The sequence below is a fragment of the Vibrio echinoideorum genome, from assembly GCF_024347455.1.
Classification (GTDB): Bacteria; Pseudomonadota; Gammaproteobacteria; order Enterobacterales; family Vibrionaceae; genus Vibrio; species Vibrio echinoideorum.
Genome location: NZ_AP025483.1, coordinates 1,141,646 through 1,157,420, shown reverse-complemented (window position 1 = coordinate 1,157,420; position 15,775 = coordinate 1,141,646). Strand labels below are relative to the sequence as shown.

The window sequence follows — 15,775 nt, the reverse complement described above, 5'->3', positions numbered from 1 at the left end:
TTTAATTTTTGGAGAGATACGCAAATGTCTGCCTCGTTTCCATTAGTGAAACTTACCTTTTTAATCGCAATTCTGACTGCCGTAGGTCAAATGACTCAAACGATGTACGTGCCTTCTATCGGTCATATGTCGGGTGAGTTCTTGGTTTCTGCGTCTTCACTTCAAGCAGTGATGGCGTGTTACCTGATCCCTTACGGTCTGTCACAATTTGTCTACGGTCCGCTTTCTGATCGCCTAGGTCGTAAACCCATCATCGTTGCTGGTTTGATCATCTATATCATCGGTACTTTGGTGGCATTATTCGCTCATGAATATGAATGGTTCTTAGCAGGTAGCTTTGTCCAAGGCTTGGGCATCGGTTGTGGCGGTGCGATGTCTCGTACATTGACTCGCGACTGCTTTGAAGGCGCAGAGCTGCACCGTGCAAACAGTTTAATCAGCATGTGTGTGATTTTCTCACCATTGATGGCTCCTGTATTGGGTGGTTACCTAACAGAAGCTTTCGGCTGGCGTTCTAGCTACTTGTTCCTTGCGCTGTTTGGTATCGCTGTTGTGATCACCATGATGACGAGCATGATGGAAACACTACCAAAAGAGCGACGTAAACATGAATCGGTTGTAAACAGCTACAAATTCGTTCTTTCTGACAAACGTTTCCAAGGTTTCTTGCTGGTACTAGTCGCAACATTTGCTGGCGTAGCCGTATTTGAAGCAGCGGCAGGTGTACTGCTTGGCGGCGTACTTGGCTTACCTGCAACCACAGTAAGCTTATTGTTTGTCTTACCCATTCCGGGCTACTTAGTGGGTGCTGGCTTATCTAGTTATATCGCACAACGTCGCTCTGAACGTCGGGCACTGAATTTTGGTCTAGTCGCGATCTTAGTAGGCTCAGCAGTGGTATTGATACCGGGTCTTTTTGGTCAAACGACAGCATTGACGTTGATTGGCGGTGCAACCATTTACTTCTTGGGCGCTGGCATCCTCTTCCCAGCAGCAACAACCGGAGCACTTTCTCCATTCCCATATCACGCTGGCACTGGAGGCGCGATCTTAGGTGGCATGCAGAACCTAGGTGCTGGCATCGCAACATTATTGGCATCGTTCTTCCCTGCTCAAGACCAGTTGCCACTCGGTTGTTTGATGATCGTAATGTCATTTATCGTCATGCTTGGTTTACGTTGGGTCAATCGTAAACATGACCACTCAAATGAAATGCCATTGGCTATCTAAAATAATAATCTATTTCTGCCTAAACAAAGAAAAGGGACATGCTAAAAAGTGTGTCCCTTTTTGTTGCACGTTTTTCCTCTCACCTCTCACTCGTTAACCATTTCATTTAACATTACTTTGATTTTTTAAAAAACGATAACAGACACTTACGCTAAAAGTGTATATCCAGAATCCAATTATAAATAACATCACTGGAAGATAACCAAGGCACCTAGACTCCGATTACAAAGGATGCTGGCATTAAAACGAGTTAGGTGCACACTAAGGATATAAAAATGCGTTTCGCTTTCACCACATTAGCCGTATCGGTCGCACTTGTCGCCGGATGCAGCAATCAAGGAATACCAACCATGAACCACTACTCTCAATCGCAACTCGTCGTTCAGCAAACCCAAGCACCCGTTGCTAAGAAAGTCCCTCATGCAATGACAATTCATGGTGACACCCGAATCGATGATTACTACTGGATGCGTGACGACGAACGCGAAGATCCAGAAATTTTGCAACACCTTGAGCAAGAGAATCAATACGCAGAGACCGTGTTGAAACACACTGAAGCATTACAAGAACAGTTATTTGAAGAGATCAAAGGGCGAATCGCGAAAGACGATAATTCGGTACCGGTACGTAAAGGCCGCTACTACTATTCGAATGAAGTCACAGGTGACAACGAATACGAAGTTCACTTGCGTGCAAAAGACTTTGCTGGCACAGACAAGCAAGTCATCTTAAACGTTAACGCACTGGCAAAAGAACATGAATTCTTCAGTATTGGTGGCTTGACGATCAGCCCAAATGAAAACTTGTTGGCCTATGGAGAAGATACGCTGAGCCGCCGAGTTTACACAATAAAGATTAAAGACCTTACGACCGGTGAATATCTAACGGATGAAATTGAAGGTGCCTCGAGTTCAATTGCATGGCAAAACGACAACCAAGCCTTCTATTACATCAAGAAAGATCCGCAAACGCTGCTGGGTTACCAAGTTCTCCGCCATATATTAGGCACAACTCAGACAAGCGATGAGCTAATCTACGAAGAAACCGACAGCGCTTACTACACTGGCTTAAGTAAGAGTAAAGATAGTGAACAGGTCTACATTTGGCATTCGAGCACAGAAACCAGCGGTGTTTCAGTCATAGATGCCAACGACCCACACGCGAGAGCGGAACCTTTTTACCCACAAGAAACGGGCATTGAGTACAGCATCGCTAAATCGGTTAACTGGTACTACATCTACACCAACTACCAAGCGGTCAACTTCCGTTTAATGAAAGCCACAACCGAAGACATGCACGACCGTTCAAAATGGGTCGATGTCATCCCAGCCGACGATAATACTCAACTTGTTGATTTCGAGTTGTTTGATGACCATCTTGTTTACGAGCAACGTGCAAATGGCTTATCTACAGTGAAAGTACGTCAACTATCAACGGGCAAAGAGTTCCCACTTGAATTTAACGATACCGCTTTTGCCGCTTACCTAACAGGTAACTATGAATTAGATAACTCAAAAGTTCGTGTTTATTACAGCAGCCTAACCACGCCGGGCACTTACTATGATTTCGACCTAAATACAGGTGAATCCGAGCTAATGAAGCAAACACCCGTATTAGGTGATTTCGAAGCGGATAATTACCAATCAGAGCGAATCATGGTAACGGCTCGCGATGGTAAGCAAGTTCCTGTCTCTTTGGTTTATCGTAAAGATTTATTCAAGAAAGACGGCACTAATCCAATCTACCAATATGGCTACGGATCTTACGGTTCAACGATTGAACCGACCTTCCGATCAGCTCGTCTAAGCCTACTTGATCGAGGCTTCGTTTATGCGATCGCACATATTCGTGGTTCAGAAATGCTTGGTCGCCCTTGGTATGAAGACGGAAAAAAGCTGACCAAACAAAACACGTTTAATGACTTTATCGATGTAACCAAAGGGCTAGTTGAAGAAGGCTACGGTGCTCAAGATAAAGTATTTGCGGTGGGCGGCTCTGCTGGCGGTCTACTGATGGGCGCAATCATCAACCAAGCACCAGAACTGTACCGTGGTATTGGTGCTCATGTTCCGTTTGTAGACGTGGTAACAACCATGCTTGATGAATCGATCCCTCTAACCACAAACGAATATGACGAATGGGGCAATCCGAACGATAAAACCTACTACGATTACATGCTGGGTTACTCGCCATACGACAACATTAAGGTACAAAACTACCCGAACATGCTGGTAACAACAGGTCTGCATGACTCACAGGTACAGTACTTTGAACCAATGAAGTGGGTGGCGAAACTGCGTGAAATGAAAACAGACAACAATGTACTGCTGTTCAAAACCGATATGGAAGCCGGTCACGGTGGTGCTTCTGGTCGATTTAAACGATTGAAAGAAGACGCACTTGAATACGCTTTCTTTTTAGACTTGCTAAAGACTCAATAGATTCCGCGTAACTGTAGGTATTCACACAATTTTACGTCGCCATTTAGTCACTACAAAATGGCGACAGAAATTATTAAGCATGGTTAAATACGATGAACCATGAAATCAACCAAATCAAAAAACCTTTAGAACAAACAGTGACAAAGGTTTCCGAGAGGTATAAAAACAAATGAAAGTAATTAGCTTCAACATCAATGGCCTTAGAGCCCGCCTTCACCAACTGCAAGCGATTATCGACAAACACCAACCTGACGTGATTGGTCTTCAAGAAATTAAAGTACACGATGAAGCCTTCCCGCTCGCTGATGTTGAAGCGATGGGTTACAAGGTTTACTTCCATGGCCAAAAAGCGCACTACGGTGTGGCTATGCTGTGTAAGCAAGAACCTATCTCTGTGCAGAAAGGTTTTCCTACAGACAATGAAGACCATCAAAAGCGTATGATCATGGCGACTTTTGAAGACGAAAACGGTGAAAAAGTTACCGTGCTCAATGGCTACTTCCCTCAAGGGGATAACATCAAGCACGAGACTAAATACCCATACAAGCGTCAGTTCTACAAAGACTTGATGACTTACCTAAATGACTACCACAACAAAGATGAACAAGTCATTGTGATGGGCGACATTAACATCAGCCCTATCGACGCAGACATCGGCATCGGTGAACCTAACGCGAAACGTTGGTTGAAAACCGGTAAGTGTTCTTTCCAACCAGAAGAGCGCGAATGGCTGAAAACATTGATGGATTGGGGATTTGTAGACAGCTTCCGTCTATTACACCCAGAAGTAAACGACCAGTACTCATGGTTTGATTACCGTTCGAAAGGTTTCGTGGACAACCGCGGCCTACGCATTGATGTAGTACTTGCGACTCAGAAACTTGCTGATAAATGTACTGAAGCAGGCATCGATTACGAACTGCGTGGCATTGAAAAGCCATCTGATCACGCACCAATTTGGTCAACGTTTAAATAGTTTAACGTAAACGAGTTTATCCATAAAAAACGGCGCTATAAAAGCGCCGTTTGTTTAACTGAAATAGTTGTTATGTACTTATTAACTAAGTGGTCTTAGGTAAGCTAGGAAACGCTTCTCTGCGAATTTGAAAATCGCGATGATGATAAACGTTAGCGCCATGTAGAAAAGACCTGCTGTTAAGAAAGACTCGAATGGAGCGTAGTAACGTGAGTTTACCAAACGTGCTGCACCAGTCAGATCCATAATCGTTACAATACCTGCAACTGCAGAGCCATGAAGCATAAAGATGACTTCATTACTATAAGCTGGCAATGCTCGACGCAAAGCACTTGGTAAAATGATGCGACGATAAGTCTTCGCTGTACTCATACCGTACGCTTTTGCCGCTTCAACTTCACCTTTAGGTAAACCGTTAATTGCACCACGAATGATCTCTGCTGTGTATGCAGACGTGTTGAGAATAAATGCAACCAATGCACAGAACCACGCGTTTTCCCATAGTGTGTCTTTCACTGGGAAGAACTGATCCATCCCGTAATAAATCAGGTACAACTGCACCAATAATGGTGTCCCACGGAAGAAATAAATGAATGACCAAGCTGGGGCATTAATCAGCATATTGGGACTGTTACGAGAAATAGCTAATGGTATGGCTACACATAGGCCAATAATCAAAGCTACGCAAACCATCCAAGCCGTTGTCCATAAACCACTAAGATAAATTGGTAGGCTTTCAATAATCAATGAAAAGTCCATATCTACCTCGCGTGAATGCTGAATTTACGTTCAACAAGCTTAAGTAAGCCAGTCGAAACACTTGTAAAGAATAAGAAGATAAGTGCTACTGCCATATAAAACGTGAATGGCATTTTGGTTGAACCTGCTGCCAACGTGCTGACACGTACCATATCCTCTAATCCAATAATGGATACTAAAGCCGTCGTTTTGAGCAGTACTAACCAGTTATTACCGAAACCTGGCAATGCGTGACGAATCATTTGTGGAAGTAGAATACGACGGAACGCTAAAACTGGACCCATGCCGTAAGCCTTGGCCGCTTCCATTTCACCGCTGTCAACAGCCATGATTGCACCACGGAATGTTTCAGCCATGTAAGCACCAAAAATAAAGCCAATCGTTAATACACCGGCAATAAACGGACTGACATCGATATAATCAGGTAAGTAAGCGGTCCATTCATGGTTAGGATCACTCGAAGTGAACCACTCATTGAGCCACTCATTGATGGAATACAAACTGTTGTTTAAAAGGATTTGTCCACCAAAGAAAATCAACATCATCAATACGAGATCAGGGATGCCTCGAATAACAGTTGTGTAGAGGGTTGCAATAGCGCGAGCCCAGCGGTATGGCGCTAACTTTGCCAAGGCACCTAGCATACCAAGAACCATAGCTAAAATTAGCGATAGCAAAGCAACTTCAATTGTAAGCACCGCCCCTTTCAGGATCGAAGCTTCATATCCTAGTAAATCAAACATAATGAATTCCAACAGAACTGCGAAAAAGTTGGTAAGACAGGGAGAGAGGAACCTCTCCCTTAAGAATTGACGCTAGAGGTTACTTACCGTATACGTCGTAATTGAAGTATTTAGCAGCGATATCTTGGTAGATGCCTTTTTCACGTAGTGAAAGGATTGCAGCATCTAGCTGTTTAGTCAGATCTTTATCTTGCTTGCGTAGTGCAATACCAAAACCGTCACCGAACCATTTAGGATCCGTTAGTGATGGGCCAACAAACTCGTAAGCTTCACCACCAGCTTTGTTTAGAACGCCTTCTTCAAGAGCAGACGCATCACCAAGTACAGCTACAACACGTCCGTTGGCTAGATCAAGGTAAGCTTCGTCAAATGAACCGTAACGAACGATCTCTACTGAATCACCGTAGTTATCTGTTAGGTATTTGTCGTGAGTTGTTGCACGCTGAACTGCAATTTTTTGACCACTTAGGTCATCAAAGTTAAGTCCTGCATCTTTTTTAGCGATGAATTTGTTTGGGATAAGTGCGTATTTACCAGTGAAATCGATTTTTTTCTTACGCTCTTCCGTGATAGACATTGCCGCAATGATCGCATCATATTTACGAGCAAGTAGAGAAGGAATAATACCGTCCCAGTCTTGTGCAACGATCTTACACTTCACCTGCATTTCAGTACAAAGCGCGTTAGCCATATCGACATCGAAGCCTTTTAGTGAACCGTCAGCTTCAGTCCAGCTGAATGGAGGGTAAGCACCTTCAATACCGAAGCGTACTGTTTTCCATTCTTTTGCTTGAGCTACGCCCGTTGCAGCAGTTGCAGCAAGTGCCGCGACTAATAACCACTTTTTCATATCCCTACTCCTGTGATTTAGGTTTTTATGTTTTGCTAGTTTTTAATATTGTGTTTGTTGTTACTGATTAATTGACTTGTTGTGTTTTATTGTTCACACCGTCGCTGTTTACCTTGGCGGCGGCATTTCAATTCTGATTCGCGCTAACGATTTATCTCTAAGTAAACCGATTAATAAATCGAAGAGATAAACTGTTTCAATCGCTCAGATTCAGGTTCCGTAAACAGTTTAGCTGGATCACCCTGCTCTTCCACTAGACCTTGATGCAAGAACATCACGTGGTTTGATACGTCACGAGCAAAAGCCATCTCATGTGTTACCACAAGCATGGTTCTTCCTTCTTCTGCTAGATCACGCATTACACCAAGAACTTCACCGACTAACTCTGGGTCAAGCGCCGATGTTGGCTCATCAAATAACATAACTTCCGGATCGACCGCTAACGCTCTTGCTATAGCTGCACGTTGTTGTTGTCCACCAGATAAGTGTCCTGGGTAGTAATCTTTGCGTTCGTACAGGCCTACTTTCTTCAGCAGTAACTCTGCATTTTCAATCGCTTGTGCTTTGGGCACACCTAATACGTGAACAGGTGCTTCGATAACATTTTCGAGAACGGTCAGATGAGACCATAAATTGAATCCCTGAAAAACCATTGCCAGACGAGAACGGATTCGCTGTACTTGTTTTTCATTGGTAGGAACAGAAACACCTTGGCGGTTGTTTTTCATTTGAATTAATTCACCATTAACCCAAATCTCGCCAGCAGTTGGTGTTTCTAAAAGGTTGATACATCTAAGGAAAGTACTTTTACCTGACCCTGAAGACCCGATAATCGATACTACATCGCCTTTGTGCGCAGAAAGTGAAATTCCCTTTAAAACTTCATTTTGACCAAACGTTTTGTGTAGATCCTTTATGTCCAGCGCCGGTACATCTTTCATGCGCTTTCTCTCCCAAGTTTGTGAAAATGCAAGGTACTCCGACCTTTTCATGCGATACAAATTAGCACCACACGGTTTAACATGCAACAAATTATTAACCTAATAATTTGGAATAAATAGCGATTCACTCTGACTTATTATGCAAAAGGTAGCGTTTTCACCTCAATTTAATGAATGAGTTCTATCAATAAGTCGTAATTACAACTCTTACATTGTTTAAATAAAGTTAATCAAAATGAGAGTCCCGTAGCTTGGTGTCTCACAAGAAAAACAAATTTTGTGAACTAAGAAACTCCGCTGCCGAAAAATAGAGCGCTCATATGACCGAACAAACCGCACCGCAAGGTAGCGCTATTTTATTGGTTATAACGTTGTAAGAGTTTCACCCGCAATCAACGGTAAGCAAGCAATAGTGGAATAACTCAATAAGCTTCGGACTTTGAACTCATGCTTTGGTAGCAAAGGCTCGAATAAGATAGATAAACGTCAGTTTGTGAAAACAAATTACACTTTTCATCAATGGTACGTTAATGAATCGCTGCGTTTTGTAGCTTTCTTTCACATACACTCATAAAGTGATCAAGATCAATCACCCTAAAGGGTAAGCTTGTTAGACTCCTCAACACAAAATAAGGCATTAAAAATGCCAAACATTTCTTTTAACTTAGCTGCATAAAGCACATCAAGACCGTGCAACATAATGTTAATGAGTTATAACTAAGAAATAACGCAATTGCGCGAACTTATTTAATTCAATTTTAGAATTACTAACATAAAAATATGAGGAATCTATGTCAGACGTTGTCAATAATGCGAACTCTGAAGTAGAAGAGAAAAGCTATAAAGAGCTACACCGTCCTGCTTCTGAATTTGAGAGCCGCTCAGATTATTTAGATCACGAACTCCAAATCATGAAGCCTCGCCGCTTCGGTTTAAACCTTCCTGGTCGTGATTTCCGCTTTGAACTTGAAGATCTTGTTCCTGCACTTGCTGGTACCATTGGTATCATTGCAATGTACTCAGCAGTAATGATGTCTTGGGCCGATGGCCTAACTCAAGCTTGGGATCACGTAAACCTTGGAAAAGACTTCGCTATCGAAGTTGCTCGTGTAGAAATGCTTATCCCTGCACTGCTGTTCTGTATCCTTGCCTCTGGTTTCTTTAATCCTAAAGCAAACCTTGCTGGCAACCACGGCCCAATGATCCCCCTTATCGGTACCATCGCTCTCGCTGGTGCTCACCCTCTTGCATTGGCAATTCTTATCGGTGTCTTCGGTCTCATCCTAAGTTTCCTAAAAGGCGGCTCTAAACTTGTTAACCTCACTTCGGAAGGTACGGCAGGTGGCTTGCTTATATTCTTAGGCCTGACCGGTACCATGAGTCAAATAAACTCAATTCAAGCATGGGCGGTTGGTCTTCAATCTTCTACAGTTGAAGCGGGTAGCATGGGTTACGTTGGCCTTATCGTTCTTGCTATTACGATTGCTATCTACGCTTTCTTAGCAAAAGTGAACAAGCGTTGGTTGGCTATCCCAGTTTGTGCATTCACAGGTCTTGCTATTGCATTAGCATTGGGGGCAGGTTTCGATATCGTGTTCGAAACCAAAATGGGTATTCCAAACCTAAACCCAGTTTACTGGTGGGGTTCTACTTCTGAAGGTTGGATGCTTGGTTTACCAAACGTTGAACACTTCATTGCTTCTCTACCATTCGCAATTCTTGCAGTAGCAATGTGGTCGCCAGATTTCTTAGGTCACCGCATCTTCCAAGAACTGAACTACCCTAAACGCTCAGAAAAAGTTCTGATGGACGTTGATGACACAATGACTATGTGTTCTGTTCGTCAAATGGTAGGTACTGCTGTTGGTGGTGGTAACATCACTTCTTCTTGGGGTACTTACATGATCCCAGCAGCAATCGCAAAACGTCCAATTCCTGGCGGCGCAATCTTGCTTGGTTCTCTATGTATTATTGTTGCAATCCTTGGTTTCCCAATGGATGTTGCAGTTTGGCCACCAGTAATGCGTGTTGCTCTACTTGTAGGTGTATCACTGCCTCTGCTTGAAGCTGGTATGCAAATGGTTAAGGATTCAAAAGATTCTCAAGCGGCTGGTATCTGTATCTTCGGTTCAGCAGTTGTTAACCCAGTATTAGCATGGGCACTCACTATGCTTCTTGATAACAATGGCTTTATTGGTGATAAAGAGCGTGCGAAGCGTCTATCATTTGTAGACAAGATTGTTATCCCAGTTGGCGTTTTAGTTATCTGTCTAGTAGCAATGCTTGCAGTTGGTATGCTAGAAAGTCAATATGGCCTAAAAGCTTGGCTATAATAGTCCTAACTACACAAAAGTAGTATTGAGACTAAAAAAAAGTTTGGGTGGCAACCCCTGCCACTCAAATTTTTTCAACTTTTTTTGGCATTTATTGATTTAGTTTAAGGTTTGCAGAAATTTTTTAGCGTAATCTTGAATTCATAGAGTAAGACACCATATAGAAAGTAGTGACAATATATATAATCATATGAAGCTAATGTGCTCATACATATTGTTATTAATAAGAGTGTACTACCCTTACGAGGGGCGCTGGCTCAACAGTGTTAAAGTACGTATTTTTTCTACTAAAAAGGTAGGTATGTCATGGCAGAGCAATTTGCTAAAGCTTGGGAAGATTTTGCTGCAGGTGAGTGGCAAAGCGAAGTAAACGTTCGTGATTTCATTCAAAAGAACTACACGCCGTATGAAGGCGACGAGTCTTTCCTAGTTTCTGAAGGTACTGAAGCGACCAATACGCTTTGGGCTTCGGTAATGGAAGGTATCAAACAGGAAAACGCAACTAAAGCACCTGTAGATTTCGATACTTCTGTTATCTCTACCATCACTTCTCATGATGCGGGCTACATCGAAAAAGACCTTGAAACAATTGTTGGTCTACAAACTGAAAAACCTCTAAAACGTGCAATCATCCCTAACGGTGGTGTACGTATGGTTGAAGGTTCTTGTAAAGCATACGGTGAAACTCTTGACCCGATGGTTTCAAAAATCTATTCAGAATACCGCAAAACACACAACGCTGGTGTTTTCGATATTTACACGCCTGATATCCTAAAATGTCGTAAGTCTGGTGTTCTGACTGGTCTTCCAGATGCATACGGCCGTGGTCGTATCATTGGTGATTACCGTCGCGTAGCACTTTACGGTATTAATTTCCTAATGAAAGACAAAGCAGCTCAATTCGCTTCTTTACAAGAGCGTTTCGAGAACGGCGAAGATCTTTCTGCAACAATGCAACTTCGTGAAGAGATTTCTGAGCAACACCGCGCTCTAGGTCAAATCAAGCAGATGGCAGCGTCTTACGGCTTCGATATCTCTGAGCCAGCTCAAACTGCTCAAGAAGCTATCCAGTGGACTTACTTCGGCTACCTAGCTGCTGTTAAATCTCAAAACGGTGCTGCAATGTCTCTAGGTCGTACTTCGACTTTCCTAGACATCTACCTTGAGCGTGATATCGCTGCTGGTAAAATCACTGAAGACCAAGCTCAAGAAATGATTGATCATTTCGTAATGAAGCTACGTATGGTTCGTTTCCTACGTACTCCTGAATACGATGAGCTATTCTCTGGCGACCCAATCTGGGCAACAGAGTCTATGGGTGGTATGGGTATCGACGGTCGTACGCTAGTAACGCGTTCGAACTTCCGTTTCCTAAACTCTCTATACACAATGGGTCCATCTCCAGAGCCAAACATCACTGTTCTTTGGTCTGAGCAACTACCTGACGGCTTCAAGCGTTTCTGTGCGAAGGTATCTATCGATACTTCTTCTATCCAGTACGAAAATGATGACCTAATGCGTCCTGACCTTGATTCTGATGATTACGCAATCGCTTGTTGTGTATCACCAATGATCGTTGGTAAGCAAATGCAGTTCTTCGGCGCTCGTGCTAACCTTGCAAAAACTATGCTTTACGCAATCAACGGCGGCGTTGATGAGAAGCTTAAAATGCAAGTTGGCCCAGTTGGCGACAAGATCACTGACGAAGTACTTAACTACGATGACGTAATGGGTCGCCTAGACACATTCATGGATTGGTTAGCTAAGCAATACGTGACTGCTCTAAACAGCATCCACTACATGCACGACAAATACAGCTACGAAGCGTCTCTAATGGCTCTTCATGACCGTGACGTTCGTCGTACTATGGCTTGTGGTATTGCTGGTCTATCTGTTGCAGCTGACTCACTGTCTGCAATCAAATTCGCGACTGTTAAACCAATCCGCGACGAAGATGGCATTGCAACTGACTTCGAAATCGAAGGCGATTACCCTAAATACGGTAACAACGACTCTCGTGTAGATGACATTGCTTGTGAACTAGTTTCTACGTTCATGAACAAGATCCGTAAGCTTAAGACTTATCGTAACTCTATCCCTACACAGTCAGTTCTTACTATCACGTCTAACGTGGTATACGGTAAGAAGACAGGTAACACTCCAGACGGTCGTCGTGCTGGCGCTCCTTTCGCTCCTGGTGCTAACCCAATGCACGGTCGTGATGAGAAAGGCGCTGTAGCTTCACTAACGTCTGTAGGTAAACTACCGTTTGCTGATGCACAAGATGGTATCTCTTACACGTTCTCTATCGTGCCAAACGCACTAGGTAAAGAACAAGACAGCCAACGTGCTAACCTTGCAGGCCTAATGGATGGTTACTTCCACCATGAAGCTGGCATTGAAGGTGGTCAACACCTTAACGTTAACGTTCTTAACCGCGAAACTCTTGAAGACGCAGTTAAGCACCCTGAGAAATACCCTCAGCTAACGATTCGTGTTTCTGGTTACGCTGTACGCTTTAACTCTCTGACTACAGAGCAGCAAGCTGACGTAATCGCACGTACATTTACTGAGTCTCTATAAGCCTAAACGCTTAAGCTGACCATTCAGTAATAATAATTAGCCTCGCCAATGTGCGGGGCTTTTTTATATCTGACATAAATCGAACTGACTTCACTAGTCTCCCAAAATGTTAGCTTGAGCAGAAAAATCCTTCTTCTATTCACTTTTTTTCCACAAATTTGCGCAAACTACGATACTATCTCGGTTCATAATCTTAGAGTAACCGCTACATGAAATACCTTCGTTGTTTACCACTGATTCTCCTCTCTTTTTCATCATTGGCATCTGAACGTTCTACGTTAACTTTTGCGTTAGACAACGATGGCATCTTTGGTGTCGACCAAGACTATACCAATGGTTTATTTCTGGGTTACACATCATCAAGTATTACCCCATACGATTGGGTCAAACCATTAAGTCTTTCCTATTGGGGCGCAAGCTCTTTAGATAAGTGGGAGATCACCATTGGCCACAAAATGTATACGCCTTCTGATATTGAATTAGAAACGCCATCGGCCAATGATCGTCCATACGCAGGTTACCTGCACACTGAATTCAATTACATCAGTCTGCACCCACAACAAGCCCAGCGTTTTAACATCACCTTTGGTACAACAGGTGAGCGCGCACTTTCCGAAGATGCTCAAAAGCTGGTTCACTCGATCACTAAATCAGACGAGCCTATGGGTTGGGAATACCAAATAGATGATGAGTACGCGGGTAGCGTTGGCTATTTAAGCCATTTCAACCTAATGCGTAATCAATCTATTGCGAACACCGACTTTGAAATATCAAATATCTCAGAAGTTAATGTGGGTAACTTTAGAAGTGATATCCAAACGGGCTTTATGTTCCGTTGGGGTACTGATTTAGGTGGCAACTTTGGCGCGGCCAACATCACTACTGAAAACCCATTCAAACCGGGTATGATTGGCGCATCAAACAATGGCTGGTTTACTTACGCAGGTCTCGAAGGTCGTTACCGATTTAATGACCTGACGATCGAAGGCGACCGTTCTGGCGTTGATGAATACGCGAGAACAAATAACCAAGATCCGGCTATCTACGATGTCACTTTAGAGAACATTCAAGCGACAGCGGTACTTGGTATGGCTTGGTATAACCAATACGTTGGTGCATCCTTCGCACTAACAGCAAAAACACCTGATTACAAAGAAGCAAAAGAATCTGTCTATACCACTGGTGGCATTACCATGTTTGCTTTCTTCTAGCCATCAGCAAGGGCTTTCGTCCTTTCCCTTTCAAGTTTGATAAAGGCAATCATCTACACAGATGATTGCCTTTATTTTTAAAGACCTCGTTACCATTTGACCCTATTTTATGTACCGTTTTTGTAATAAAATAAACGGTATAAATTCCTCTACGAGAATAGCTCATGTCTACAACTGGTCGCATTCACTCATTCGAATCTTGTGGTACTGTCGATGGCCCTGGTATCCGCTTTATTGTGTTTCTTCAAGGCTGCTTAATGCGTTGTATGTACTGCCATAACCGCGATACATGGGATCTTCATGATGGAAAAGAAATTACGGTCGAAGAGATCATCAACGAAGCAAAATCGTACCGTCATTTCATGAAAGCCTCTGGTGGTGGTATTACCTGCTCTGGCGGCGAAGCAATGCTACAACCTGAATTTGTTCGCGATTTTTTCCGCGCAGCTCAAGCTGAAGGCATCCATACTTGCCTTGATACTAATGGCTACATTCGCAAGCACACAGAAGTCGTAGATGAAGTGTTAGAAGCATCTGATCTGGTCATGCTGGATCTCAAACACATGCGAGATGAGATACACCACGATTTCATTGGTGTATCAAATAGACGTACACTTGATTTTGCACGCTATCTGCACAAGATCGGGAAAAAAACGTGGATTCGTTACGTGATTGTTCCGGGTTACACCGATACGCCAGAAGATGCACACTTACTTGGTGAGTTCATCAAAGATATGGATAACATCGAAAAAGTAGAACTGCTTCCATACCACAAGCTTGGTGCTCATAAGTGGGAAGCGCTTGGCTTTGACTACCCTCTTGACGGTACAAACCCTCCAAGTAAAGAGAAGATGGACGAGATTGTTGCAGTACTTAGCCAATATCATCCAAACGTAAAATACTGATCCTTACCAACGTAAAATACACTTCCAAACTCCTCAATATTGATTGGGGCGTTTTCTTTTTTGTAACACAAACTCTCCTTTCACTTTTCTTTACAACTTTTGTTTATCAATTCAAAAAATCATATTAAATCCGTGTTGAGATCATGTTTCGACGCGTAGGAATGCTGTTACTCTTACTGCAACAAAAGAATATAATATTTAGTTTTTTAGTGAGGCTCCTCCCATGGAAATGACCAATGCTCAGCGTCTAATTCTATCAAATCAATACTACCTAATGTCTCAAATGAACCCTGAGAACTCTGCTAAATACCAACGTCTACAAACGATTGTAGAACGTGGTTACGAGCTCCAGATGCGTGAGCTTAATAAAGAGTTTGGTTGTTTGACTGAAGCAGAATGCCGCGAAATTATCGACATCATGGAAATGTACCATGCAATGCAAGAGTCGAACAAAATGCTAGCAGAACAAGAACGTTCTGAGGTTGATCAACGTCGTCTTCAGTTCCTTGGTTTTGATATTGCGTCTGAAGCGCAAATCGTACATTACGTGCGTTTCCTTGTTGATTCTGAAGGTCTTTACCCTCAGTTCGACAAAGCAGATCACCACTTCAATAGCCAAATGCCAATGCTAGAGAAATACCGTCGCATGCTTACAACATGGCGTAATTGCCCTCGTCAGTACCACCTATGTGCGACAGAGCTATCTCAAATCTTTAGTGCTTAAGCTTTGTGCTAACCGCATAAGGTTTCAACGAAGAAAATTTATTTAGAAAGTCCATTTTTACAAAAAAGGGTTACTCATT

12 protein-coding genes are annotated in these 15,775 nt (G+C 43.0%); 8 read left to right on the top strand and 4 right to left on the bottom strand.

Annotated elements, in window-relative coordinates; translation table 11 throughout:
• Positions 1 to 24: 24 nt before the first annotated feature.
• The 3 genes from emrD (at position 25) to xthA (ending at position 4,647) form a co-directional block, all read left to right on the top strand.
• Entirely contained in the window at positions 25 to 1,230 is a 1,206-nt protein-coding gene (gene emrD / locus OCV36_RS05360; protein ID WP_135454557.1) for a multidrug efflux MFS transporter EmrD, read from the top strand.
• A gap of 275 nt (positions 1,231 to 1,505) precedes the next feature.
• The gene (locus OCV36_RS05355; protein WP_135454555.1) at positions 1,506 to 3,671 is read left to right on the top strand and encodes a S9 family peptidase; all 2,166 of its coding nucleotides are present in this window, start codon (positions 1,506 to 1,508) and stop codon (positions 3,669 to 3,671) included.
• A 169-nt stretch (positions 3,672 to 3,840) separates the two neighbouring features.
• A complete protein-coding gene (gene xthA, locus OCV36_RS05350; RefSeq protein WP_017076717.1) occupies positions 3,841 to 4,647 on the top strand; it encodes an exodeoxyribonuclease III in 807 nt (268 codons plus the stop codon).
• A gap of 81 nt (positions 4,648 to 4,728) precedes the next feature.
• On the opposite strand, the gene OCV36_RS05345 is transcribed toward xthA, so the two are convergent.
• From OCV36_RS05345 to OCV36_RS05330, 4 genes are all read right to left on the bottom strand, one after another.
• Positions 4,729 to 5,406, bottom strand: coding sequence for an ABC transporter permease (locus OCV36_RS05345; protein ID WP_135454553.1), 678 nt, complete (start codon positions 5,404 to 5,406; stop codon positions 4,729 to 4,731).
• 2 nt (positions 5,407 to 5,408) lie between these two features.
• A complete protein-coding gene (locus OCV36_RS05340) occupies positions 5,409 to 6,149 on the bottom strand; it encodes an ABC transporter permease (RefSeq protein ID WP_017076715.1) in 741 nt (246 codons plus the stop codon).
• 79 nt (positions 6,150 to 6,228) lie between these two features.
• Positions 6,229 to 6,999, bottom strand: a complete 771-nt coding sequence (locus OCV36_RS05335) for an ABC transporter substrate-binding protein (protein ID WP_017076714.1) — start codon at positions 6,997 to 6,999, stop codon at positions 6,229 to 6,231.
• 170 nt (positions 7,000 to 7,169) lie between these two features.
• Positions 7,170 to 7,940 carry an ABC transporter ATP-binding protein gene (locus OCV36_RS05330; protein ID WP_017076713.1) on the bottom strand — a complete coding sequence of 257 codons (771 nt, stop codon included), beginning with the start codon at positions 7,938 to 7,940 and terminating at the stop codon, positions 7,170 to 7,172.
• Between the two features lie 791 nt (positions 7,941 to 8,731).
• Between OCV36_RS05330 and OCV36_RS05325 the strand changes: the two genes are divergently transcribed.
• The 5 genes from OCV36_RS05325 (at position 8,732) to OCV36_RS05305 (ending at position 15,696) form a co-directional block, all read left to right on the top strand.
• Positions 8,732 to 10,273 (top strand): DUF3360 family protein, encoded by a 1,542-nt coding sequence (locus tag OCV36_RS05325; RefSeq protein ID WP_017076712.1) that lies wholly within the window; start codon positions 8,732 to 8,734, stop codon positions 10,271 to 10,273.
• Positions 10,274 to 10,579: 306 nt separating this feature from the next.
• The gene (gene pflB / locus OCV36_RS05320) at positions 10,580 to 12,856 is read left to right on the top strand and encodes a formate C-acetyltransferase (protein WP_017076711.1); all 2,277 of its coding nucleotides are present in this window, start codon (positions 10,580 to 10,582) and stop codon (positions 12,854 to 12,856) included.
• Positions 12,857 to 13,065: 209 nt separating this feature from the next.
• The gene (locus tag OCV36_RS05315; protein ID WP_135454551.1) at positions 13,066 to 14,067 is read left to right on the top strand and encodes a lipid A deacylase LpxR family protein; all 1,002 of its coding nucleotides are present in this window, start codon (positions 13,066 to 13,068) and stop codon (positions 14,065 to 14,067) included.
• Positions 14,068 to 14,231: 164 nt separating this feature from the next.
• On the top strand, positions 14,232 to 14,972 hold the full coding sequence (gene pflA, locus OCV36_RS05310) for a pyruvate formate lyase 1-activating protein (RefSeq protein ID WP_017076709.1): 741 nt from the start codon (positions 14,232 to 14,234) through the stop codon (positions 14,970 to 14,972).
• Between the two features lie 223 nt (positions 14,973 to 15,195).
• Complete coding sequence (locus OCV36_RS05305; RefSeq protein ID WP_017076708.1) at positions 15,196 to 15,696, top strand: YfbU family protein; 501 nt, start codon at positions 15,196 to 15,198, stop codon at positions 15,694 to 15,696.
• Positions 15,697 to 15,775: the final 79 nt, after the last annotated feature.

Coding starts and splice junctions, on each gene's coding strand:
- emrD (WP_135454557.1), top strand. CDS start 25: ATGTCTGCCTCGTTTCCATTAGTGAAACTTACCTTTTTAATCGCAATT.
- OCV36_RS05355 (WP_135454555.1), top strand. CDS start 1,506: ATGCGTTTCGCTTTCACCACATTAGCCGTATCGGTCGCACTTGTCGCC.
- xthA (WP_017076717.1), top strand. CDS start 3,841: ATGAAAGTAATTAGCTTCAACATCAATGGCCTTAGAGCCCGCCTTCAC.
- OCV36_RS05345 (WP_135454553.1), bottom strand. CDS start 5,406: ATGGACTTTTCATTGATTATTGAAAGCCTACCAATTTATCTTAGTGGT.
- OCV36_RS05340 (WP_017076715.1), bottom strand. CDS start 6,149: ATGTTTGATTTACTAGGATATGAAGCTTCGATCCTGAAAGGGGCGGTG.
- OCV36_RS05335 (WP_017076714.1), bottom strand. CDS start 6,999: ATGAAAAAGTGGTTATTAGTCGCGGCACTTGCTGCAACTGCTGCAACG.
- OCV36_RS05330 (WP_017076713.1), bottom strand. CDS start 7,940: ATGAAAGATGTACCGGCGCTGGACATAAAGGATCTACACAAAACGTTT.
- OCV36_RS05325 (WP_017076712.1), top strand. CDS start 8,732: ATGTCAGACGTTGTCAATAATGCGAACTCTGAAGTAGAAGAGAAAAGC.
- pflB (WP_017076711.1), top strand. CDS start 10,580: ATGGCAGAGCAATTTGCTAAAGCTTGGGAAGATTTTGCTGCAGGTGAG.
- OCV36_RS05315 (WP_135454551.1), top strand. CDS start 13,066: ATGAAATACCTTCGTTGTTTACCACTGATTCTCCTCTCTTTTTCATCA.
- pflA (WP_017076709.1), top strand. CDS start 14,232: ATGTCTACAACTGGTCGCATTCACTCATTCGAATCTTGTGGTACTGTC.
- OCV36_RS05305 (WP_017076708.1), top strand. CDS start 15,196: ATGGAAATGACCAATGCTCAGCGTCTAATTCTATCAAATCAATACTAC.